The sequence below is a fragment of the Nocardioides panacihumi genome (genome assembly GCF_039530925.1).
GTDB lineage: Bacteria > Actinomycetota > Actinomycetes > Propionibacteriales > Nocardioidaceae > Nocardioides > Nocardioides panacihumi.
Map to the genome: position 1 here is coordinate 21,573 of NZ_BAAAPB010000002.1, position 20,907 is coordinate 42,479.

General features: G+C 71.3%; 22 protein-coding genes. 9 read left to right on the forward strand and 13 right to left on the reverse strand.

All coding sequences use genetic code 11. The features are described from left to right. Positions 1-20: 20 nt before the first annotated feature. From ABD205_RS09200 to ABD205_RS09210, 3 genes are read right to left on the reverse strand one after another with little or no spacing between them, the layout of a single operon-like run. Positions 21-431: a hypothetical protein gene (locus ABD205_RS09200; RefSeq protein WP_344044498.1), complete on the reverse strand. Its 411-nt coding sequence runs from the start codon at positions 429-431 to the stop codon at positions 21-23. Further along, positions 428-1,645 (reverse strand): globin domain-containing protein, encoded by a 1,218-nt coding sequence (locus ABD205_RS09205; RefSeq protein WP_344044499.1) that lies wholly within the window; start codon positions 1,643-1,645, stop codon positions 428-430. Before ABD205_RS09205 ends, ABD205_RS09200 begins: the two co-directional genes overlap by 4 nt. A 27-nt stretch (positions 1,646-1,672) precedes the next feature. Continuing rightward, on the reverse strand, positions 1,673-2,128 hold the full coding sequence (locus ABD205_RS09210; protein ID WP_344044500.1) for an RrF2 family transcriptional regulator: 456 nt from the start codon (positions 2,126-2,128) through the stop codon (positions 1,673-1,675). An 89-nt stretch (positions 2,129-2,217) separates the two neighbouring features. Here ABD205_RS09210 and ABD205_RS09215 point away from each other — a divergent pair, with 89 nt between their 5' ends. The 5 genes from ABD205_RS09215 to ABD205_RS09235 are packed head-to-tail and all read left to right on the forward strand — an operon-like array spanning position 2,218 to position 10,279. After that, a complete protein-coding gene (locus ABD205_RS09215; RefSeq protein WP_344044501.1) occupies positions 2,218-5,967 on the forward strand; it encodes a nitrate reductase subunit alpha in 3,750 nt (1,249 codons plus the stop codon). A gap of 16 nt (positions 5,968-5,983) precedes the next feature. Next, positions 5,984-7,690, forward strand: coding sequence for a nitrate reductase subunit beta (gene narH, locus ABD205_RS09220; RefSeq protein ID WP_344044502.1), 1,707 nt, complete (start codon positions 5,984-5,986; stop codon positions 7,688-7,690). After that, positions 7,687-8,343 (forward strand): nitrate reductase molybdenum cofactor assembly chaperone, encoded by a 657-nt coding sequence (narJ, locus tag ABD205_RS09225; protein WP_344044503.1) that lies wholly within the window; start codon positions 7,687-7,689, stop codon positions 8,341-8,343. The genes narH and narJ overlap by 4 nt, the downstream gene beginning before the upstream one ends. Beyond that, positions 8,343-9,098: a respiratory nitrate reductase subunit gamma gene (narI, locus tag ABD205_RS09230; RefSeq protein WP_344044504.1), complete on the forward strand. Its 756-nt coding sequence runs from the start codon at positions 8,343-8,345 to the stop codon at positions 9,096-9,098. Before narJ ends, narI begins: the two co-directional genes overlap by 1 nt. Then, positions 9,095-10,279: an MFS transporter gene (locus ABD205_RS09235; protein ID WP_344044505.1), complete on the forward strand. Its 1,185-nt coding sequence runs from the start codon at positions 9,095-9,097 to the stop codon at positions 10,277-10,279. Before narI ends, ABD205_RS09235 begins: the two co-directional genes overlap by 4 nt. Here the strand turns inward: ABD205_RS09235 and ABD205_RS09240 are convergent. The 7 genes from ABD205_RS09240 to ABD205_RS09270 all read right to left on the reverse strand — a co-directional run bounded on the left by ABD205_RS09240 (position 10,276) and on the right by ABD205_RS09270 (position 14,691). Beyond that, positions 10,276-10,650: an iron chaperone gene (locus ABD205_RS09240; protein ID WP_344044506.1), complete on the reverse strand. Its 375-nt coding sequence runs from the start codon at positions 10,648-10,650 to the stop codon at positions 10,276-10,278. The genes ABD205_RS09235 and ABD205_RS09240 overlap by 4 nt on opposite strands. Continuing rightward, positions 10,650-11,669: a sensor histidine kinase gene (locus tag ABD205_RS09245; RefSeq protein WP_344044507.1), complete on the reverse strand. Its 1,020-nt coding sequence runs from the start codon at positions 11,667-11,669 to the stop codon at positions 10,650-10,652. Before ABD205_RS09245 ends, ABD205_RS09240 begins: the two co-directional genes overlap by 1 nt. An 18-nt stretch (positions 11,670-11,687) precedes the next feature. After that, positions 11,688-12,512, reverse strand: a complete 825-nt coding sequence (locus ABD205_RS09250; protein ID WP_344044508.1) for a TrmH family RNA methyltransferase — start codon at positions 12,510-12,512, stop codon at positions 11,688-11,690. A 16-nt stretch (positions 12,513-12,528) separates the two neighbouring features. Next, the gene (rplT, locus tag ABD205_RS09255; protein ID WP_344044509.1) at positions 12,529-12,912 is read right to left on the reverse strand and encodes a 50S ribosomal protein L20; all 384 of its coding nucleotides are present in this window, start codon (positions 12,910-12,912) and stop codon (positions 12,529-12,531) included. A 61-nt stretch (positions 12,913-12,973) separates the two neighbouring features. Then, complete coding sequence (gene rpmI / locus ABD205_RS09260; RefSeq protein WP_192680718.1) at positions 12,974-13,168, reverse strand: 50S ribosomal protein L35; 195 nt, start codon at positions 13,166-13,168, stop codon at positions 12,974-12,976. A 34-nt stretch (positions 13,169-13,202) separates the two neighbouring features. After that, positions 13,203-13,937 carry a translation initiation factor IF-3 gene (gene infC / locus ABD205_RS09265; protein WP_425573047.1) on the reverse strand — a complete coding sequence of 245 codons (735 nt, stop codon included), beginning with the start codon at positions 13,935-13,937 and terminating at the stop codon, positions 13,203-13,205. Positions 13,938-14,175: 238 nt separating this feature from the next. Beyond that, entirely contained in the window at positions 14,176-14,691 is a 516-nt protein-coding gene (locus ABD205_RS09270; RefSeq protein WP_344044510.1) for an SseB family protein, read from the reverse strand. 64 nt (positions 14,692-14,755) lie between these two features. Between ABD205_RS09270 and ABD205_RS09275 the strand changes: the two genes are divergently transcribed. Genes ABD205_RS09275 through ABD205_RS09285 form a run of 3 tightly spaced genes read left to right on the forward strand, consistent with a single transcriptional unit; the run spans position 14,756 to position 16,918 of the window. Next, positions 14,756-15,175: a hypothetical protein gene (locus ABD205_RS09275; protein ID WP_344044511.1), complete on the forward strand. Its 420-nt coding sequence runs from the start codon at positions 14,756-14,758 to the stop codon at positions 15,173-15,175. Beyond that, complete coding sequence (locus ABD205_RS09280; RefSeq protein ID WP_344044512.1) at positions 15,175-16,386, forward strand: amino acid deaminase/aldolase; 1,212 nt, start codon at positions 15,175-15,177, stop codon at positions 16,384-16,386. Before ABD205_RS09275 ends, ABD205_RS09280 begins: the two co-directional genes overlap by 1 nt. Further along, entirely contained in the window at positions 16,370-16,918 is a 549-nt protein-coding gene (locus ABD205_RS09285; RefSeq protein WP_344044513.1) for a nucleoside/nucleotide kinase family protein, read from the forward strand. Before ABD205_RS09280 ends, ABD205_RS09285 begins: the two co-directional genes overlap by 17 nt. Positions 16,919-17,039: 121 nt before the next feature. Here ABD205_RS09285 and ABD205_RS09290 read toward each other — a convergent pair whose 3' ends face one another. Continuing rightward, positions 17,040-18,545 (reverse strand): glycoside hydrolase family 6 protein, encoded by a 1,506-nt coding sequence (locus ABD205_RS09290; protein ID WP_344044514.1) that lies wholly within the window; start codon positions 18,543-18,545, stop codon positions 17,040-17,042. An 81-nt stretch (positions 18,546-18,626) separates the two neighbouring features. Between ABD205_RS09290 and ABD205_RS09295 the strand changes: the two genes are divergently transcribed. Further along, on the forward strand, positions 18,627-19,547 hold the full coding sequence (locus ABD205_RS09295) for an aldose 1-epimerase family protein (RefSeq protein WP_344044515.1): 921 nt from the start codon (positions 18,627-18,629) through the stop codon (positions 19,545-19,547). On the opposite strand, the gene ABD205_RS09300 is transcribed toward ABD205_RS09295, so the two are convergent. Further along, complete coding sequence (locus ABD205_RS09300) at positions 19,544-20,053, reverse strand: PH domain-containing protein (RefSeq protein WP_344044516.1); 510 nt, start codon at positions 20,051-20,053, stop codon at positions 19,544-19,546. The genes ABD205_RS09295 and ABD205_RS09300 overlap by 4 nt on opposite strands. Next, positions 20,037-20,906: an ATP phosphoribosyltransferase gene (gene hisG, locus ABD205_RS09305; RefSeq protein WP_344044517.1), complete on the reverse strand. Its 870-nt coding sequence runs from the start codon at positions 20,904-20,906 to the stop codon at positions 20,037-20,039. The genes ABD205_RS09300 and hisG overlap by 17 nt, the downstream gene beginning before the upstream one ends. Between the last annotated feature and the right edge of the window lies 1 nt (position 20,907).

The window sequence follows — 20,907 nt, forward strand, 5'->3', positions numbered from 1 at the left end:
TCGCGCGGATCGCCGCGGGGTCAGAGCAGCAGCACACCCGCGACGATCAGACCGAGCACCTTGACGACCTCGAGTCCGACGTACCAGAGATGGGCGTGCGACCGCGGCCCCTCGGCGCCGGCCAGGACGGCGTCCGAGCGACGCGACAGTGCCGGCCGTACGGCGACCAGCTGGACCGCCAGCACGGCCACCGCCACCGAGGCCGCGACCACGGCCGCCCGGCTCTCGTCGCCCACGGCGAGTGCGGCCGACAGCACGACGGCGAGCACGACCTCGACAGCGTTGAGCGCCCGGAAGACCAGCCGACCGATCGCCAGTCCGGTGCGCAGGTCGAGACCCGGCGCCCGGAACTTCAGCGGCGCTTCGAGGAACGAGATCGCCAGCACCATGCCCAACCAGAGCCAGCTGACAGCGGTGGCGACCCCCGTCACGCCGAGACCAGCTCGCGGTCGGGCCCGAAGATCTCGTAGTGGATGCGGTCGTCGGCGACGCCGCGGCCGACCAGCGCGGACTTCACGCCGGCCATGAACGGCAACGGGCCGCACAGGTAGACGTCGGCGTCCACCGGCAGCTCGACGCCGTCGAGGTCGATGCGCCCGCGGTAGAGCGTGTCGCCGGCGGAACGCACGCCCAGGTCCTCGTACCAGCGGTGCAGCGAGGCACCGGGGATCGAGTCGACCAGCTCGGCGAGCTCGGCCCGGTGCGCATGGCGGCTCGGCGAGCGGTCGGCGTGCAGGACGACCACCTCGCGTCGCGACGACGTCCGACGCAGGTGGTGCAGGAAGCCGATCATCGGCGTGATGCCGATGCCGGCGGAGACCAGCACCAGGGGCGAGCCTCCTTCGGTCAGCTCCAGCTCACCGAAGGGCGTCGACACCTCGAGCATGTCGCCCTCGAAGACGTTGTCGTGCAGGAAGTTCGAGACCTCACCCGCCGGGACGATGGCGTCCGCGTCACGCTGCGCCGGGACAGCCTTGACCGAGATGCCCCAGGCGCTCTGCCCAGGTGCCCGGGTCAGGCTGTACTGGCGGATCTGGCGGGCACCGTCGGGCAGGCGCACGGCGACCGAGACGTACTGGCCGGGACGGGCGGCGGGCAGCGGGCCGCCGTCGGGGGCCTCGAGGGTGAACGCGACCGTGTCGCGCGACTCGTGGACGCGCCGGCGTACGACGAGGGTGCGCCAGACGTCACCGGGGGCGACCCCCGCCTCGGCGTACAGGCCCTTCTCGATGTCGACGAGCGCGTGGGCCATGTGCCAGTAGACCTCGTCCCAGGCGGACGCGACCTCCGGCGTGATCGCCTCGCCGAGCACCTCGACGATGGCAGCGAACAGGTGCTCGTGCACGATCGGGTACTGGTCCTCGCGGACGCCGAGCGAGGCGTGCTTGTGCGCGATGCGCGCCAGCACGGCCCGCGGATCGGGACCGTCCTCGGCGACGAGCAGGGTGGCGTACGTCGCGATGGCGCCGGCGAGGGCGCGCTGCTGGTCGCCCTGCGCCTGGTTGCCACGGTTGAACAGATCGCGCTCGAGCTCGGGGTGCGCCGCGAACATGCGTCGGTAGAAGACCGGCGTGATGTCCCCGATGGCCGCTCCGATGACCGGCAGGGTGGCACGGACGACCTGGCGCGAGGTTGCGGACAGCATGGGCGATGACTCCTTCATCATGGGGGATCAGTCCTGCGGACGAGGACCGAGACTGAGCAGCAGCGACTGGGTCGGCGCGGCCGAGACGTCGGCGACCGTGAGCGGGTCGAGCGCGGCGAAGAACGCCTCCTGCGCGACCCGGAGCGCTCCGCGCAGGCGGCAGCCGGCGCGGAGCGGGCACGGGTTGGCGCCCTCGCACTCGACGACCTCGCGGCCTTGCTCCGGACCGCCTTCGAGCCGACGGACCACCGACCCGATCGAGATCGCCCCGGCGTCCTCGGCCAGCCGCAGGCCGCCGTTGCGTCCGCGGCGGGCATCGACGACACCGAGCCCGCTCAGCGCCGTCACGACCTTCGTCGCGTGCGCGTAGCTGACGTTGAGCTGTTCGGCGAGCGCGCCGGTCGTCGCGGTCCCGTCCTCCCCCAGCACGGCGAGTCGCATCAGGATGCGGAGGGCCAGATCGGTGAACCCGGTCAGCTGCATGACCCCATGCTAGAGAAATTCGTATTTGAGATGCTACTTAAGGCGTATGACCCTTGTCACTCCGGTACCGGATGTGCTGATAGTGATCCATGGCCGGACTGGACGGCGCCGCGAGCGATCTACTCCTGCGCGCCGGCAGGTTCTTCTCCCGCTGGGACGAGACCGACGACGGGCGCGCGGTGTTCCGCAAGGGCGGCCGTGCGGGCGATGTCTTCTACCGGGACCGCTGGAGCCACGACAAGGTCGTTCGCTCCACCCATGGCGTGAACTGCACGGGGTCGTGCTCGTGGAACGTCTACGTCAAGGACGGCATCATCACGTGGGAGACGCAGGCGACCGACTACCCGTCGGTCGGCCCCGACCGACCGGAGTACGAGCCCCGCGGATGTCCGCGTGGCGCGGCGTTCTCCTGGTACACCTACTCCCCCACCCGGGTGCGCTACCCCTACGCACGGGGCGTGCTGGTCGAGATGTACCGCGATGCCAAGAAGCGGCTGGGCGATCCCGTGCTGGCATGGGCGGACCTCCAGGCCGATGCCGTGCGACGCCGGCGCTACCAGCAGGCCCGCGGCAAGGGCGGCCTCGTCCGGGTCAGCTGGTCGGAGGCCGTCGAGATGGTCGCCGCGGCCCAGGTGCACACCATCAGGACGCACGGGCCCGACCGCAACATCGGCTTCTCGCCGATCCCTGCCATGTCGATGGTGTCGCACTGCGTCGGCACCCGCTACACGCAGCTCATCGGCGGCGTGATGACGTCGTTCTACGACTGGTACGCCGACCTGCCGGTCGCCAGCCCGCAGGTCTTCGGCGACCAGACCGACGTCCCCGAGTCCGGAGACTGGTGGGACGCGAGCTATCTGGTCATGTGGGGCTCGAACGTCCCGGTGACCCGCACGCCCGACGCGCACTGGATGACGGAGGTGCGCTACCGGGGCACCAAGGTCGTGACGGTCAGCCCTGACTACGCCGACAACACCAAGTTCGCCGACGAGTGGCTGCCGGCGGCCGCCGGGACCGACGCTGCGCTGGCGATGGCGATGGGGCACGTGATCCTGCGCGAGTTCCTGGTCGACCGCGTCACGCCGTTCTTCGCCGAGTACGTGCGCACGTACACCGACCTGCCGCACCTGGTCCGGCTCGACGAGCACCCCGACCACCCTGGCTCCTACGTCGCCGGCAAGTTCCTGACGGCCGCCGATCTCGACCCGGTGAGCCACGGCGCCGATGAGGACCAGTGGAAGACGGTCCTCATCGACGAGGCGAGCGGTCGCCCCGTCGTGCCCAACGGGTCGATGGGCTTCCGCTACGCCGACTCCGGGGTGGGCCGCTGGAACCTCGACCTCGAGGGAGTCACGCCGCTGCTCAGCCTCCTCGACGACGGCTCGACCGGCTCGACCAGCCCGACCGGCCCGACCAGCGAGGCGGTCGAGGTCGTGCTCCCGGCCTTCGTCGACCCCGACGGCAGCGGCTCGGTGCTGCGCCGCGGCGTCCCCGCGCGACGGATCGGCGGCCACCTCGTCACGACGGTCTTCGACCTGTTGCTGGCGCAGTACGGCGTCGGTCGACCGGGCCTGCCGGGCGCGTGGGCCTCCGGCTACGACGACGCCTCCACGCCGTACACACCGGCGTGGCAGGAGGAGATCACCTCGGTGCCGGCGCAGGCCTGCATCCGCGTCGCCCGCGAGCTCGCCACCAACTCGGAGGAGTCGGGAGGCCGCTCGATGATCATCATGGGCGCCGGCATCTGTCAGTGGTTCCACGGCGACGCGACCTATCGGGCCGTCCTCGCGCTGCTGATGCTCACCGGCGCCATGGGCCGCAACGGCGGCGGTTGGGCCCACTACGTCGGCCAGGAGAAGTGCCGACCCATCACGGGGTGGATCTCGCTGGCCAACGGCCTGGACTGGAGCCGCCCACCGAGGACGATGACGGGCACGTCGTTCTGGTACATGCACACCGACCAGTGGCGCAACGACGGCTACAGCACGGACTCACTGGCCTCGCCGCTGGCGCGCGGGCACGTCCGCGGTCACACCGCCGACACGATCGCGGCGTCGGCCCGGATGGGATGGATGCCGTTCTACCCGCAGTTCGACGCCAACCCGCTGGACGTCGCCGACCAGGCGGCGGCCGCCGTCGAGGCCGGCGAGGCGCCGGACGCTCCGTCGTACGTCGTCCGAGCGCTGAAGGAGGGCCGGCTGCGCGCCGCGATCGACGACGTCGACGCACCCGAGGCCTGGCCACGGACCCTGATCCTGTGGCGCTCCAACCTCTTCGGCTCCTCGGCGAAGGGCGACGAGTACTTCCTCCGGCACCTGCTCGGCACCCACCACAACGTGCTCGGTCACGACGGCGCGGGCGGTGAGAACCCCGCGGCGCCGCGACCCGAGAGCGTCCGCTGGCACGACGAGGCACCGGAGGGCAAGCTCGACCTGCTCGTCTCGGCCGACTTCAGGATGACCTCGACGACGCTTCTCTCCGACGTCGTCTTCCCCGCTGCCACCTGGTACGAGAAGCACGACCTCTCCTCGACGGACATGCACCCGTACGTGCACGCCTTCTCCCCCGCGATCGACCCGCCGTGGGAGGCACGCACCGACTTCGAGCTCTTCCACTCGCTGGCGCGCGCGCTGTCCGACATGTCGAGGACGCACCTCGGGACGCGCAAGGACCTGGTGAGCGTGCCGCTCCTGCACGACACCCCCGGCGAGACCGCGCAGCCCGGCGGCGTCGCACGTGACTGGAGGCAGGAGGGTGTGGCGGCCGTGCCCGGCCGGAACACCCCCGTCTTCGCCGTGGTGGACCGCGACTACACCGCGATCGCCGACAAGCTCGCCGCCGTCGGTCCGCTCGCCGACAGCCTGGGCTTCACCGTCAAGAACGTCACCTTCCGGCTCGAGCACGAGACGGCCCGGCTCGCCGAGGGCAACGGCGTCATGTCCCACGGTCCGGCCGCCGGCAGGCCCGCGATCGACACGGACGCCAAGCTCGCCGAGGCCATCCTCACCTTCTCGGGGACGACGAACGGCGAGCTCGCCGCCCAGGGCTTCCGGACGCTCGAGGAGCGCGTCGGCAAGCCGCTCGCCGACCTCGCCGAGGGCTCGGAGGAGAAGCGGATCACCTTCCGGCAGACGCAGACGGCACCCGTCCCGGTCATCACCTCGCCGGAGTGGTCCGGCTCCGAGACGGGCGGACGCCGTTACGCGCCGTTCACGGTGAACATCGAGCGGCTCAAGCCGTTCCACACGCTGACCGGCCGGATGCACTTCTACCTCGACCACGACTGGATGACCGACCTCGGCGAGGCGATGCCGATCTACCGGCCGCCGCTCGACATGCACCGCCTCTTCGACGAGCCGCGGCTGGGTCCCGACGGGGCGGCGACCGTGACCGTGCGCTACCTGACGCCTCACTCGAAGTGGTCGATCCACTCCGAGTACCAGGACAACCTGTTCATGCTGTCCCTCTCGCGTGGTGGGCCGACCGTCTGGATGAGCCCGGCGGACGCGACCTCGATCGGCGCAGCCGACAACGACTGGGTCGAGGTGACCAATGCGAACGGCGTGCTCGTGGCGCGCGCCGTCGTCAGCCACCGCATGCCGGCCGGCGTTGTCTACGTGCACCACGCCCAGGAGCGCACGATCGACGTCCCGAAGTCCGAGGCCACCGGTCGCCGGGGCGGCATCCACAACTCGGTCACCCGCCTGCTGGTGAAGCCAACCCACCTGATCGGCGGCTACGCCCAGCTGTCCTACACGTTCAACTACCTCGGCCCGACCGGCAACCAGCGCGACATGGTCGCCACGGTCAGGAGACGGAGCCAGGAGGTGCGTTACTGATGCGCGGAGCACGAACATGCGCGTGATGGCCCAGATGGGCATGGTGATGAACCTCGACAAGTGCATCGGGTGCCACACGTGCTCGGTGACCTGCAAGCAGGCGTGGACCAACAGGGCCGGCACGGAGTACGTCTGGTTCAACAACGTGGAGACCCGTCCCGGCCAGGGATATCCGCGGCAGTACGAGGACCAGGAGCGGTGGCGCGGAGGCTGGACCGTCGACGGGAACGGCCGGCTCCGGCTCCGAGCCGGTGGCCGGCTCAAGAAGCTGCTCACGATCTTCTCCTCGCCGGTGCAGCCGGAGCTGTCCGACTACTACGAGCCCTGGACCTACGACTACGCGACGCTCGTGAACGCGCCGCTCGGCGACGACTTCCCCGTCGCCCGACCGAAGTCGCTGATCACCGGCGAGGACACGAAGGTGACCTGGTCGGCCAACTGGGACGACAACCTGGGCGGCGCCAGCGAGCTCGGACACCTCGACCCGATCGTCGCGAAGGTCCGGCGCGAGTCCGAGGACAGGATCCGGTTCGAGTTCGAGCAGACGTTCATGTTCTACCTGCCACGCATCTGCGAGCACTGCCTCAACCCGTCCTGCATGGCGTCCTGCCCGTCCGGCGCGATCTACAAGCGCGCCGAGGACGGCATCGTGCTGGTGGACCAGGACCGCTGCCGCGGCTGGCGCCAGTGCATCACCGGCTGCCCGTACAAGAAGATCTACTTCAACCACAAGAGCGGCAAGGCGGAGAAGTGCACGCTCTGCTACCCGCGGGTCGAGGTCGGGCTGCCGACCGTCTGCTCGGAGACCTGCGTCGGCAGGCTGCGCTACCTGGGCCTCTTCCTCTACGACGCCGACGCGGTCACCGCGGCCGCCTCCGTCGCTGACGAGAAGGACCTCTACGAGGCCCAGCTCGACCTGATGCTCGACCCCGACGACCCCGAGGTCGTCCGCGCTGCTCAGGCCCAGGGCATCCCGGCGGACTGGCTGGACGCCGCGCGACGGTCCCCGGTCTACGCCCTCGCGAAGCGCTACCGCGTGGCTCTGCCCCTTCATCCGGAGTACCGCACGATGCCGATGGTCTGGTACGTGCCACCGCTGTCCCCTGTCGTCGACCTCCTCCGGGAGCAGGGCCACGACGCAGAGGCCGCCGGCAGCCTGTTCGGCGCGATCGATGCGCTGCGCATCCCGGTGGAGTACCTCGCCGAGCTCTTCACCGCCGGCGACACGGCCGTCGTCGACCGGGTGCTGAAGCGACTGGCTGCGATGCGCGCCTACATGCGCGACATCAGCCTCGGCCGTGAGCCGGACGCCTCCATCCCCGCTGCGGTCGGGATGACCGAGGAGTCGATCTACGAGATGTACCGCCTGATGGGCATCGCGAAGTACGAGCAGCGCTACGTCATCCCGAAGGCCCACGTCGAGGACGCGCACGCGCTCGAGGAGATCGGCTGCTCGCTCGACTACGACGAGGGCCCGGGGATGTACGGCGCCGGCCCGCTGGGCGAGGCGAGCGGGCGGGCGGTGCCGGTCGCCGTCGAGACGTTCCACGCACTGCGCGAGCGCCAGACGACCGATCAGCCCGCCTCGGACGAGTCGCTGCGCGGCCGCGTCAACCTGCTCAACTGGGACGGGAACGGTCGTCCGAGTGGCCTCTTCCCCGATCGGGCCGCCGGCAGACCGGGCGAGGCCGACGCGGATCCGGACGGAGGGCCGGACCGATGAGCCGGACCGACTGGCGCGTGGTGCACCAGGTCGCCGCCTGGTGCCTGGGATACCCGGACGATCGACTGCTGGACCGGCTCCCGTTGCTGCGTGACGCACTCGCCGAGCAGCGCCGCAGCGAGCCGGTCCGGCTGCTCAGCCGGTTCGTCGAGCACCTCGCGCGCGCCGCGGGCGAGGACCTGCGGACGGCGTACGTCGCCACGTTCGACCTCGACCGGCACCAGACCCTCTACCTGTCCTACTGGACGGACGGCGACACCCGACGGCGTGGCGAGACGATCGCGGGCATCAAGCAGCGTTACCGCTCCAGCGGGTGGCTGGTCGACACCCACGGGGACCTCCCCGACCACCTGCCGATGGTGCTGGAGTACGCGGCACTCGCCGACCCGGCCGGTGGGCGCGCGCTGCTGCAGGAGCACAGGCCGAGCCTCGAGCTGATCCGGATCGCGCTGACCGAGCGCGGCTCGCCGTACGCCGACGTGCTGACAGCGGTCTGCGCGACCCTGCCCGGCCGATCGCCGAAGGACCGCGCCGAGGCGATGGCGCTCGGACGAGCCGTCCCCCCGACGGAGACCGTCGGCATCGGTCCCGACGGCGGCGTCCCGGTGCTGCTGGGCTTCCCGACGAGCCGGCCCGGAACGGTGGAGGGCTGATGGACGTCGCACTCTGGGGCGTGCTGCCCTACCTCGTCATCGCGATCCTCGTCCTCGGCACCGTGTGGCGCTACCGGTACGACAAGTTCGGCTGGACGACCCGCTCGTCCCAGCTCTACGAGTCCCGGCTGCTGCGGATCGGATCCCCGCTCTTCCACTTCGGCCTGCTCGTCGTCATCGCGGGCCACGTGGTCGGTCTGCTGGTGCCGAAGTCGTGGACCGAGGCCTTCGGCGTCAGCGAGGGGATGTACCACGGCAACGCGCTCTTCTGGGGGATCATCGCGGGCACCTGCACGCTCGTCGGGATCGGGATCCTGATCTACAGGCGTCGCACGACCGGCCCCGTCTTCATGGCGACAACGACCAACGACAAGGTGATGTACGTCGTCCTGGTCGGCGCCCTCGTCCTGGGACTGTGGACGACGGTGGTGGCCGTCGCGGCCGGTCACGACGCGGCCGACTACCGCGAGACCGTCTCCCCCTGGTTCCGCTCGCTCTTCCGGCTGCAGCCCGACGTCGACGCGATGGCGGCCGCGCCGATCCAGTTCCACGTGCACGCCCTGGTCGGCATGCTGCTCTTCGCGATCTGGCCGTTCACCCGGCTCGTGCACGCCTTCACGGCGCCGCTGCACTACCTGTTCCGTCCCTACATCGTCTACCGCAGCCGCGACGTGGGATCACGCGGAGCCCGCGCCGCGCGACCCGGCTGGTCTCCCGTCGGCACGGCGGACCGCGACCGAGGAGTGACCCGATGACCGGTCAGATGAAGAACCTGGCGCTCGCCACCTGGGCGTTCGCGATCAGCTTCTGGGCGTGGAACATGATCGCCCCGCTCGGCGTCCGCTACACCGAGCAGCTCGGCCTGTCGGCCACCCAGAAGTCCGTCCTCGTCGCGGTCCCCGTCCTGGTCGGCTCGGTCGGGCGCATCGTCGCTGGCGTGCTCACCGACCGCTTCGGCGGGAGGCGCATGTTCCCGGTCCTTCTCGTGCTCGCGGCGCCCTTCGTGCTCCTCGTCGCCTTCGCCGGCAACCACGCCTCCTACGGCCTGCTCCTTCTCTTCGGGTTCTTCCTGGGCGTCGCGGGGACGACGTTCGCCGTGGGCATCCCCTTCGTCAACGCCTGGTTCGACCCGTCGCGACGCGGCTTCGCGACCGGTGTCTTCGGCGCGGGGATGGGCGGCACCGCCCTGTCGGCCTTCTTCACCCCGCGCTTCGTGAACTGGTTCGGCTACACGGCCACCCACGTGATCATCGCCGTCGCCCTGGTCGTGACCGCCGGGATCGTCTGGCTCTGGCTGCGCGACTCGCCGCGGTGGACGCCCAACACCGAACCCGCTGTGCCCAAGCTGGCAGCGGCGGCGAAGCTGCCCGTCACCTGGCAGATGGCGTTCCTCTACGCGGTCTGCTTCGGCGGCTTCGTCGCCTTCTCGACGTACCTCCCGACCTACCTGAAGGACGTCTACGGCTTCGGTCTCACCGACGCGGGGACACGAACGGCAGGGTTCGCCGTCGCCGCCGTCATCTGCCGGCCGATCGGCGGGACGCTCGCCGACCGGGTCGGACCACGCGTGATCGCGGGCATCTCGTTCGGCGGTGCGGCCGTGATGGCGGTCGACCTCGCCTTCGTGCCCCCGCTCGAGGTGCCCGCCGGCATGTCGTTCGTGCTCATGGCGGCCTTCCTCGGCCTGGGCACGGGTGGCGTCTTCGCCTGGGTGGCCGAGCTCGCGCCGGCCGCGCGCGTCGGCTCGGTCACGGGGATCGTCGGAGCCGCCGGCGGGCTGGGCGGCTTCTTCCCACCGCTCGTGATGGGTGCGACGTACGACGAGGCGGCCCACCGGTACACGATCGGGTTGCTCCTGCTCTGCGTGGTCGCGGTCTGTGCGCTGCTCTACACGATCGTCGGCATGCGACGCCGCGTCGTCGAGCGACCGGCCTAGCGTCGCCCGCCCGCCGACGACGCGTCGATCTCGGCACGACGCAGCCGGACCACCTGCTCGAAGACGTCGACGGGCAGCGGGTCGGCGAGGTCGACGTGGATCGAGCCCGCCTTCTCGGAGGTGTCCACGCCGGGGAGCTGGTGCGCCACCGAGCCACTGAACGGGATCACCGAGACGCCTGTCCTCGTCGCCATCACGCTGACCAGCCCCTTCCCGCGATAGAGGTACGCCGGCATCGCATAGCTGCGCCCGACCACGGCGTCCGGCACCAGTCCGGGGACGCGCGAGTAGTAGTCCTCGATGAGCCGACGCTTGTCCGGCTCGACGTCGGCGAGGTAGTCGGCGATCGCCTGCGGCTCCTCCGTGGTCATCAGAACTCCATCTCGCCGTGTGGCCAGGTCGTCTCGATCCGTGCACCGCCCTGGGCTGCGTCGGTCACCGTGACGGTGCCACCGTGCGCCTTGACCAGACCGCCGACCAGGTAGAGGCCCAGCCCCGATCCGGCGCTCGCGCCACCCTTCCAGAACTTCGTGAAGACCCGCTTGCGCAGCTCCACGGGGATGCCGTCCCCCTCGTCCTCGACCGTGAGGGTGACGAGGTCGGGGCCCGCGCTCACGTGGACGCTGACCGTGCCCTCGCCGTGGCGGATGCCGTTCTCGACCAGGTTCGTGACGACCTGGGTGAACTTGTCCGGGTCGACGGTGATCGACGGCAGGTCGGGCTCCGCGTGCAGCTCGACCTGGCGGCTGGTCGTCTGCTGCACCGAACCCACGACCCGCTCCGCGAGCACCGCGGCATCGCTGGGACGCGGGTGGAGCTGGAGCCGGCCGGTGTCGAGCCGCGCGACGTCGAGCAGCTCGGCGATGAGCCGGCTGAGCCGGTCGGAGTCGACGCTGACGGTCGTCAGCATGAGCTTCTTCTGGTCGTCGTTGAGCTTGTCCCACCGGTTCAGGAGCGCCTGGACGAAGCCCTTGACGCCCGTCAGCGGACTGCGCAGCTCGTGGGCGACGGTGGCGACCAGGTCGGAGCGCTCACGGTCGAGCCGGGCACGGCCCCGGCCGCTGCGGATCGTGACGGCCACCCCGGTGACGGGGCCACGCGCCCGCTCGCGGTGCAGGCGGGCATGGGTCAGCACCTCGGTGCCGTCCGGCTGCAGCCAGGACTGCTCGGGGATGCCGGTGCGGGTCGCCAGCCCGGCGTACGGCTCGTTGACCTCGACCCACGCGCGGCCGTCGTTGTCGAGGAGCAGGAGCACCTCGTCGAGAGGCTGACCGACCACGCCGTCGACGCCGAGCATCCGGCGTGCGACCGCGTTGGTGAGGGTGACGGTGCCGTCGGGCCCGGCGATCACGACGCCGTCGGGAAGGGCGTCGAGCGGGTCGGTGGCCATGTCGGCCAACCTACCGGCCTAGACCCGCTGGACCCTGGCGCTCGCGTAGAGACACACCGCTGCGGCCGTGGAGAGGTTGAGGCTCTCGGCGCGACCGTAGATCGGGATGCTCACCACGTGGTCGGCCAGCGCGCGCAGCTCGGCCGGAATCCCCCAGGCCTCGTTGCCGAAGAGCCAGGCGGTCGGCTCGCGCAGCAGCTCGTCGGCGGCGAACAGGTCCTCGCCGTCCATGTCGGCGGCGAGCACGGTGAGGCCTGCGGCCTTCGCAGCGGCGACGGCGCTGGCCGCGTCGCGCTCGACCGCGACCGGCAGGTGGAAGATCGAGCCGACCGAGGCACGGATCGTCTTCGGGTTGTAGAGGTCGACCGAGTCACCGGCCAGGACCACGAGGTCGGCGCCGGCGGCGTCGGCACACCGGATGACGGTGCCGGCGTTGCCGGGATCACGTACGTCGGCACAGATCGCGACGAGGGATCGACGTCTCGACCCGTACGGATCGACGTCTCGGGCCGGTGGGATCGACGTCTCGGCGTGGAAGAAGCGGCAGAGCGCGACGAGCCCGGCGGGCGTGACCGAGTCCGACAGGGACTCGAGGGCGCGCCGGTCGACGAGGGTGACGGGGGCGCCGGCCGCCGCGGCGGGGGCCAGCAGACCGGCGTACTGCTCGGCGGCGGCGGGCGTCGCGAAGACCTCGACCACGCATCCGGGCACCGTGAGGGCGCCCTCGACGGCCTTCGGGCCGTCAGCGAGGAAGAGCCGCCGCTCGGTGCGTACCGAGCGGCGGCTCAACTTCCTGAGCTCCTTCAGACGCGCGTTCGACGCGGTCAGAGGAGTGTCAGCCATACGTCTGGGCAGAGCCTCAGGCGGAGGCCGGAGCGTTGACGTCCTCGGGGAGCGCGGCCTTGGCCTGCGCGACGAGCGCGTTGAAGGAGGCCACGTCGTTGACGGCCAGCTCGGCGAGGATCTTGCGGTCGACCTCGATGCCGGCCAGGTTCAGGCCCTGGATGAAGCGGTTGTAGGTCAGGCCCTCGGCGCGCGCGGCGGCGTTGATGCGCTGGATCCAGAGGCGACGGAAGTTGCCCTTGTTCTTGCGACGGTCGTTGTACGCGTAGACGAGGGAGTGGGTGACCTGCTCCTTGGCCTTGCGGTACAGACGCGAGCGCTGACCGCGGTAGCCGCTCGCCCGCTCGAGGGTGACGCGACGCTTCTTCGCCGCGTTGACTGCGCGCTTCACGCGTGCCATGTGGAACTCCTTAGTGCGAAAGATCAGTGGGCGCCGGCAGAACGGCGATCCCGGGGGAAGGTCAGCGGCCGAGAAGCTTCTTGGCGCGGGGGACGTCGTTCTTGGCAACCTCGACAGTGCCGGTCATCCGACGGGTGACCTTGGAGGGCTTCTTCTCGAGGTTGTGGCGCTTGCCGGCCTTCTCGCGAAGGATCTTGCCGGAGCCGGTCACGCGGAAGCGCTTACCGGCACCGGAGTGGCTCTTGTTCTTCGGCATCTCTTGGTCTCTCTCTTGTGCTTACAGGTGCGTCTCAGGCGTCGATCTCGGGATCGAGGTTCTCGGAGCGGCCCCGCTCCTTCTTGGCCGCGACCGGGCCCGCGGCAGCGGCCGCGGCGCGCTCGGCGCGCTCAGCGGCCTCCTCGGCCTCGCGCTCGGCGAGCTTGCTCTCCTTGGCGGCCTGCTGGTCGACCTTGGCGTCGGCCTTCTTCTTGTTCGGGCCCAGGACCATCACCATGTTGCGGCCGTCCTGCTTCGGAGAGGACTCGACGAAGCCGAGCTCGGCCACGTCCTCGGCGAGCTTCTGCAGCAGGCGGAAGCCCAGCTCGGGACGGTGCTGCTCGCGACCGCGGAACATGATCGTGATCTTGACCTTGTCGCCGGCCTTGAGGAACCGCACGACGTGACCCTTCTTGGTCTCGTAGTCGTGCGAGTCGATCTTGGGACGAAGCTTCATCTCCTTGATGATGACGTTCGTCTGGTTCCGGCGGGCCTCACGGGCCTTCTGGGCGTTCTCGTACTTGAACTTCCCGTAGTCCATGAGCTTGCAGACCGGGGGCTTGCCCTGCGGGGCGATCTCGACCAGGTCGAGGTCGGCCTCCTGGGCCAGGCGCAGCGCGTCAGCCGTCGGCACGATGCCGACGGTCTCTCCATTGGGACCAACGAGGCGGACCTCGGGTACCCGGATCCGGTCGTTGATACGAAGCTCGGTGCTGATGTGTCCTCCAGAGTTCGGTGGCGGTGACTCGAGCGGAGGGCCCCGGGAAATGCGAAAAGGCTCCCGCTCACTCAAGCGGAAGCCAGTCACTGCACCCCACCGTGGGTGGGTGCTACCGGTGCTCTCTGGACATGACCTTCGTCATGACCGGATCACTCCGGCGACCGGACCCGACGACCTTGATGCTGCCTGCGGTCGATGCGGGTGGGATGGCAGTGGTTGCCCTCCGCTTGAAGATGTGGTGGCGACTACGTCGCTGCCACATCGGTCAACAGGAGAGGCTACCGGATCATTCCCCGCCGGGGCGAATCCAGGCGGTGCCGAACGACCCGTCCGGACGACCGACGCGCGCGAGCGTCCAGCCGGCACCCAGACCGTACAGGTCCTCCCCCTCGACCACGAAGGTGACGGGACCGGCGACGTCGACCAGCAGAGCGGCCGCCCTTTCCTGGAGGGCGGCCTTCGCCGCGTCGGCAGCGGGTACGGCGACCGGGCGGGCATCGGCCTGCCAGGCGGCCATCGTCTCGAGGCTGGTGAAGGCCAGCAGCGCCTGGCGTCCGTCGGCGCCGGTGAGCAGGACGGTGGCCATGTCGGCCGTCTTGTCGGCGCCGCTCGCGTCGACCTCCCCGAGGATGGCGACGACCGGCACGAGCAGACGGCTCTCGATCAGGACGGCCAGCACCTCGGCGTCCGTCGCCTCGCGGCGGGCGTGCGCCGCCAACGCGCCGGCGAGGCGCTCGTCGGCAGCCCCGTCGTCCTCGGGGTACGCCGGGGCCAGGATGTCGCGTCGCCGCTCCTCACTCACCCGACCATTGTCCTGCACGCGTCGGTCCCGCACGCGTCGTGGTGTCCGGTGGGAGGATGGACGCATGCTCGACTCCGTCACCTGGGGAGCCTTCACGCTCACCTTCACCGTCCTCGGCGGTGTGGGCACGTGGCTCGCCTACCGCCGCCGCGGCCTGCGCTCAGGGCTGCGCTGGGCGGCGACCACACTGCTGGTCCCGGCCGCCTACTTCACCCGCTCGCTGAAGATGCTCAGCCAGATCGGTTCGGCGATCGCCAGCTGGGCGACGTCGTTCGTCTGGAACCCCCTCGTGTGGGTCGGGCTGGGGCTCGGCCTCCTCTCGGTGGGCCTGTTCGTGGTGGCCGCCCGCCTGCCCGGGCCCGAGCGTCGCGCCGACCGCAAGCCCCAGGCGGTGACCTCGGGCACCGGCACCGCGGCGCTGCCCGGAAGCGATCCCGAGCTGGCCGAGATCGAGGCCCTCCTGAAGCGGCGCGGCATCAGCTGATGGCGAGTGTCACCGAGCGCAACCAGTTGTGGTCGCGCCTGACCCGTGCGGTCGCCGGGTCCGCCGAGCCCCTGCCGACACCGACGATGGTCGTCGACCTCGACGCCTTCGACGCCAACGCCGACGACCTGGCCCGCAGGGCCGGGGGTACGCCGATCCGGGTGGCGTCCAAGTCGCTGCGCGTGCCCGCCCTCGTCTCCCGCGCACTCGCGCACCCGGGGTTCGCGGGCGTGCTCGCGTTCACGCTCGCCGAGGCGCTCTGGCTCGAGGAGAACGGCGTCAGCGACGACATCGTCGTCGCCTACCCGACCGTGGACCGCGGCGCGCTCGCCCGCCTCGTCGCGTCCCCGCGCGCCGCCGACCGCGTCACGCTCATGGTCGACTCGGTCGACCACCTCGACGTCGTCGACTCGATCCGCACGTCGAAGGCGGTGCCGGTGCGCGTCGCGATCGACGTCGACGCAAGCCTCGACCTCGGCCTGACCCGGGTCGGCCCGCGCCGCTCCCCCGTGACGTCCGCCTCGGTCGCGGAGTCGCTCGCCCGCCACCTCCAGCGACCGGGCTTCCGGCTGGTCGGCGTCATGACGTACGAGGGCCAGGTCGCCGGCGTGCCCGACCAGGTGCCCGGGCAGCGACTGCGCTCCGCGGTCGTCCGGCGGCTCAAGACCATGTCGGTCACCCAGCTCGCCGAGCGTCGGGCGAGCGTCGCCGAGGGGCTCGCCCGCGTCGCGGAGCTCGAGTTCTGGAACGCCGGCGGGTCGGGCTCGATCGAGTCCTCCGCCGCCGACCCGGTCGTCACCGAGCTCACCGCCGGCTCGGGGCTGCTCGTGCCGGGGCTGTTCGACCACTACCGGTCGTTCGAGCCGCAGCCGGCGGCCTACTTCGGACTGCCCGTGACGCGCCGGCCCGACGACCGCACGGCGACCGTGCACGGCGGTGGCCTGGTGGCGTCCGGGCCGTCCGGCACGGACCGGCTGCCCGTCCCCTGGGCACCGGCCGGTCTCTCGCTCACCGGTCTCGAGGGCGCCGGAGAGGTGCAGACACCGCTGACCGGCCCGGCGGCCGGGATGCTCTCGGTCGGCGACCTGGTGTGGTTCCGGCACGCGAAGTCGGGTGAGCTGTTCGAGCACACCACGACCGCCCACCTGCTGGCGGGCGACGAGCTGGTCGACCACGTGCCGACGTACCGCGGGCATGGGCTCGCCTTCTGACGACGCGCGCGAGGTCCTGGCACTGACGCTCGCGCGGCCGGCGACGCTCGGGCGCGGCAGGCTGGTGTGCGTGGACGGACCCACCGGGTCGGGGAAGACGACGCTCGCCGCGGCGCTGGCGGAGCTGGCGCCGGACGCGGTGGTCGTGCACACCGACGAGATGCTCGAGGGCTGGGACGGCCTCGTCGGACTGGCCGCCGCGGTGCAGGCGCTGCTGGAGCCGCTCGCCCGGGACGAGGTCGGCACCTGGCGGCGGTGGGACTGGCTGGCCGGTGCGTGGGCCGAGACGCATGCGCTCGCGCCGACCGGGCTGTTGGTGCTCGAGGGGGTCGGGTCCTGGTCGCCGTACCTCGCGCCGTGGGTGACTGCACTGGTCTGGACGGATGCTCCCCGCGACCTGCGGATGCGACGCGGCATCGATCGTGACGGTGACACGTTCGCGCCCTACTGGGCACAGTGGGCGCGCGACGAGGACGCGCTGTTCGCCCGGGATCGGACGCGCGATCACGCGGACGTCGTCGTCACGACCTGAGTCGTCCCAGGCGTCACTCCCGTCACGCGACCCAGGGAGGAGCGGAACTTCCGAGGTGTTGTGCCGCCCCGGAAGTTCCGGAGTCCCCGGTTAACCGGGGACTCCGCCCGCCCCGCTGTCCTCACTGGAAGGGCGTGGACCGGGCGACCTCGAGCGAGCGGCTCAGCGAGAACGGCGACGCCTGCCGGATGAGCCACGGGCGGCCGAACCAGAGGTAGGCGTCGACGTACCGCAGCGCGTCCGTGCGCTGCCGCGCGGTCAGGTCGAGCCCTGGCTGGCCGGCGACGTCGGTCGTCGGCGGCACGCCGAGTGTGTCGCAGGTGGTGTCGGAGGCGCTGCGACACGTGGCCGCGTTGTCGAAGTCTGCGCCGGGGTGTTCCGAGCGGTGCTGCATCCAGGTGAACGGGCGTCCGTTGTCGGCGGTGTCGATCACGAACTTCTTGCCGCTGATCCCGTCGGCGTCGAGCGCGTCGATGATCCGCATGCCGTAGTCGATGTTGTCGGCCACGCTCGAGTAGTGGGTGGCGCCGAGGGCGAAGCCGCGCGTGTAGCCGATGCCAGCCGCCTCGAGCACCGGCACGATCTTCGGGACCGAGAGCCAGTCGGAGTCAGAGGCGTCCAGGTAGACGCTCGTGCGTGGCAGCGCGGAGAAGCGCCGGGCGGCGTACTTGACCAGCCCGAGGCGCACGGCGGGGTCGGCCGTCCGGGTCTCCCAGGAGTTGTTGGGAACGGCGTTGAGGCCGAGGTCGGGCTCGAGCACCATGGCGACCCGTGCGTCGCCGATCGCGTCGGCAGCGGCGTCGACCCAGGCGCGGTACGCCGCCTGCTCGCTGCCGCTCAGCGGCTTGCCGCGGCCGCCCTCACCCCGCGGCCACTCGCGGAAGACCGCGATCTGGATGAGCGCGTCCTTGCCGGACACCGCCTGCTGCTCGGCGATGAACGTGCGCAGCTGCGGACCGATCGAGCTGGTCGAGAAGTCGCCGGCGAACCAGATGACCCGAGGCTGCAGCGCGATGCGTGCGAGCAGGCCCTTGTCCTCACCGCCGGCCCGCTCGTAGGCGGGATAGATCCCGTTCCACGGGCCCCGGTAGACCGCCCACTCCCCGCCCGCGAGCGGGTTGTCGGGAAGGATCGTGCGAGCCTTCGAGCGCGACACCGCCGGCCGGTAGCCGGGCACCCGGCCGAGCACCTGCACCGAGACGCTGCGACCGACCATCTCGTCGGTCGGCACGAGGGTGGGCCTGGTCGCGCCCGCGATCCGCTTGCCGTCCACGAGCCACTGGTAGGCGAACCGCACACCCGGCGTCCAGCCGCGCTTCTTGCGCACCGTCGCGACGAGCCGTCGTCCCGCGACCGGGGTCGTCTCGAGGCGGGGCGCGGCTCCGGCGCTCACCCGCGGCGGGGGCGGAGCGGGCGTCGACGGAGATGGGGTCGCGAGGTCCGACGCACCCGAGGCCGCCGAGTCGGTCGAGCGCGCCACAGGCGCGGCACCGTCGCTGTGCCCGCCCGGCACGACCCAGAGCGCGACGGCCACTCCGGCGACGAGCACCGAGACGAGCACGCCGACGAGCACGACGTCGCGCAACCGCACCCGCGGGCGTGGGCGCGGCGAAGCATGGGACGGCACAGACAGGTCTCCTGGGAGGGAGCCTCGACCCTGCGTCAGCGCCGCCCGCGACGTCAAGTTCCCGCACGCTAGCGTGGGGGCGTGCTAGCTCCGAGCGGACAGCAGTTCCACATCAGCAGCGGCGACTACGCGGCCGTCGTGACGGAGAGTGGAGGTGCCCTGCGGGCGTTGAGCCACGGCGGCCGGCCACTGCTCGACGGGTTCGCGGAGGACGCCGCCGCCTCGGGCGGACGCGGCCAGCTGCTCATGCCCTGGCCGAACCGCATCCGCGACGGCCGTTACCTGTTCGAGGGGCGTTCGCAGCAGCTCGCCCTCAGCGAGCCGGCGCGTCGCAACGCCTCGCACGGGCTGGTCCGGTGGGTCGCCTGGTCGCTGGTCGCGCACCGGCCCGACCACGTCACGCTGACCTACCGCCTGATGAGCCAGACCGGCTACCCGTGGACGCTCGACCTGGAGGTCGGCTACGCGCTGGGCGCTGACGGCCTCACGGTGACGCAGACCGCGACGAACAGGTCGGAGGCGGTCGCGCCGTACGCCTCAGGCGCACACCCGTACCTGCTCGCCGGCGCGGGCCCCGTCGACAGGTGGACGGTCGAGGTGCCCGCTTCCGTGCGGGTGCTCAGCGACGCCGAGCGGCTGCTCCCGACCGGCACGGAGGACGTCGAGGGGACGCCGTACGACCTCCGTGCGCCGCGGCTGCTCGGCGACCTGGTGCTCGACCATGCCTACGGTGCGCTCGACCGCGGCGCGGACGGCCGGGCGACGGTCCGCCTGCTCGCGCCCGAGGGCACCGGCGTCGAGCTCTGGGTCGACGAGCGACACCCGTGGCTGATGCTCTACACGGCCGACGACGTCCCGGCGACCGCGCGGCACTCCCTCGCGGTGGAGCCGATGACCGCGCCGGCCGACGCCTACAACTCGGGCGTCGACCTGGTCCGGCTGGAGCCCGGCGAGCGGTTCAGCGCCTCCTGGGGCATCCGCGCCGTGGGCGCGGGCGACTAGCTGAGCGCCGCGACCAGGCGGCGCAGGTCGCGTACGGCGCTCCGGGCACGGCTTCCGTCGGAGCTCTGGATGCCCATCGCCGAGATCTCCGACCCGTCCGCCAGGTCGAGGCTCGCCCAAGGCGCCCCGGGCGGCATCCGGACGGCGACGACCTGCGCCCAGTCCAGCTCGCGCCGGCGGTAGCCGTTCACGATCACCAGCTTGTCCCGAGAGGTGCTGACGCGCGACCGGGTCAGCGCGTGCACGCAGCCGAGGATGAGGAGGCCGATGAACGCCAGCGTCAGCTTCTCGAACATCGTGAACTTCGCCCGCGTCTCGGCGCCGAAGCTGATCCAGGCCATCGCGCACACGACGCCCAGCCCCACCACGAGGACGATCGCCACGATGCGTGGCCCCAGGGGCCGGTAGGTACGAGGGATCGCAGGCAGCTCCGGCACGGGCTGCTCGCGGCCGGGCTCCGCCGGGCCGGCCGGTCCCGAGCCGGGCACGTCAGAGGCGGCAGGCATGGATGTCGGTCAGCAGGATCGCGCGGGCGCCGATCGAGTAGAGGTCGTCCATGAGCCGCTGAGCGCCCTCGCGCGGCACCATCGCGCGGACGGCGACCCAGCCCTCGCGGTGCAGCGGGCTGACGGTGGGACCCTCCAGGCCCGGGGTGAGCTCGGTCGCGGCGGCCAGGTCCTCGGCGCGGATGTCGTAGTCCATCATCACGTAGCTGCGTGCGATCAGGACGCCCTCGATGCGGCGCCGGAAGATCTCGAGGCCGGACGGCACGCTTCCCGAGCGGGTGATCATCACGGCCTCGGAGTCGAGGATCGTCTCCCCGAAGACCTCCAGGCCCGCCTGGCGCAACGTGCTGCCGGTCTCGACGACATCGGCGATCGCGTCGGCCACGCCGAGCTGGATGCTCGTCTCGACCGCACCGTCGAGACGGACGACGTCTGCGTCGACGCCGCGCTGCTGCAGGAACTCCCGGACGACCCCGACGTACGACGTCGCGATCCGTCGCCCGTCCAGCTGCTCGACCTCGGCGAAGGCCCCCGCGGGCCCTGCGAAACGGAACCGCGAGCGACCGAACCCGAGCCGCAGCACCTCCTCGGCCTTCGCACCCGAGTCGTGCAGCAGGTCGCGACCGGTGATGCCGATGTCGAGCGTGCCCTCACCGACGTACAGCGCGATGTCGCGCGGCCGCAGGTAGAAGAACTCGACGCCGTTCTCCTCGTCGATCAGCGTCAGCCGCTTGGCGTCGTCGCGCTGCCGGTAGCCGGCCTCGCGCAGCATCTCCGAGGCGGCGGCCGAGAGGGCGCCCTTGTTGGGGACGGCGATCCGGAGCAGTCCGGAGGTGGAGCCGGTGGAGGCCATG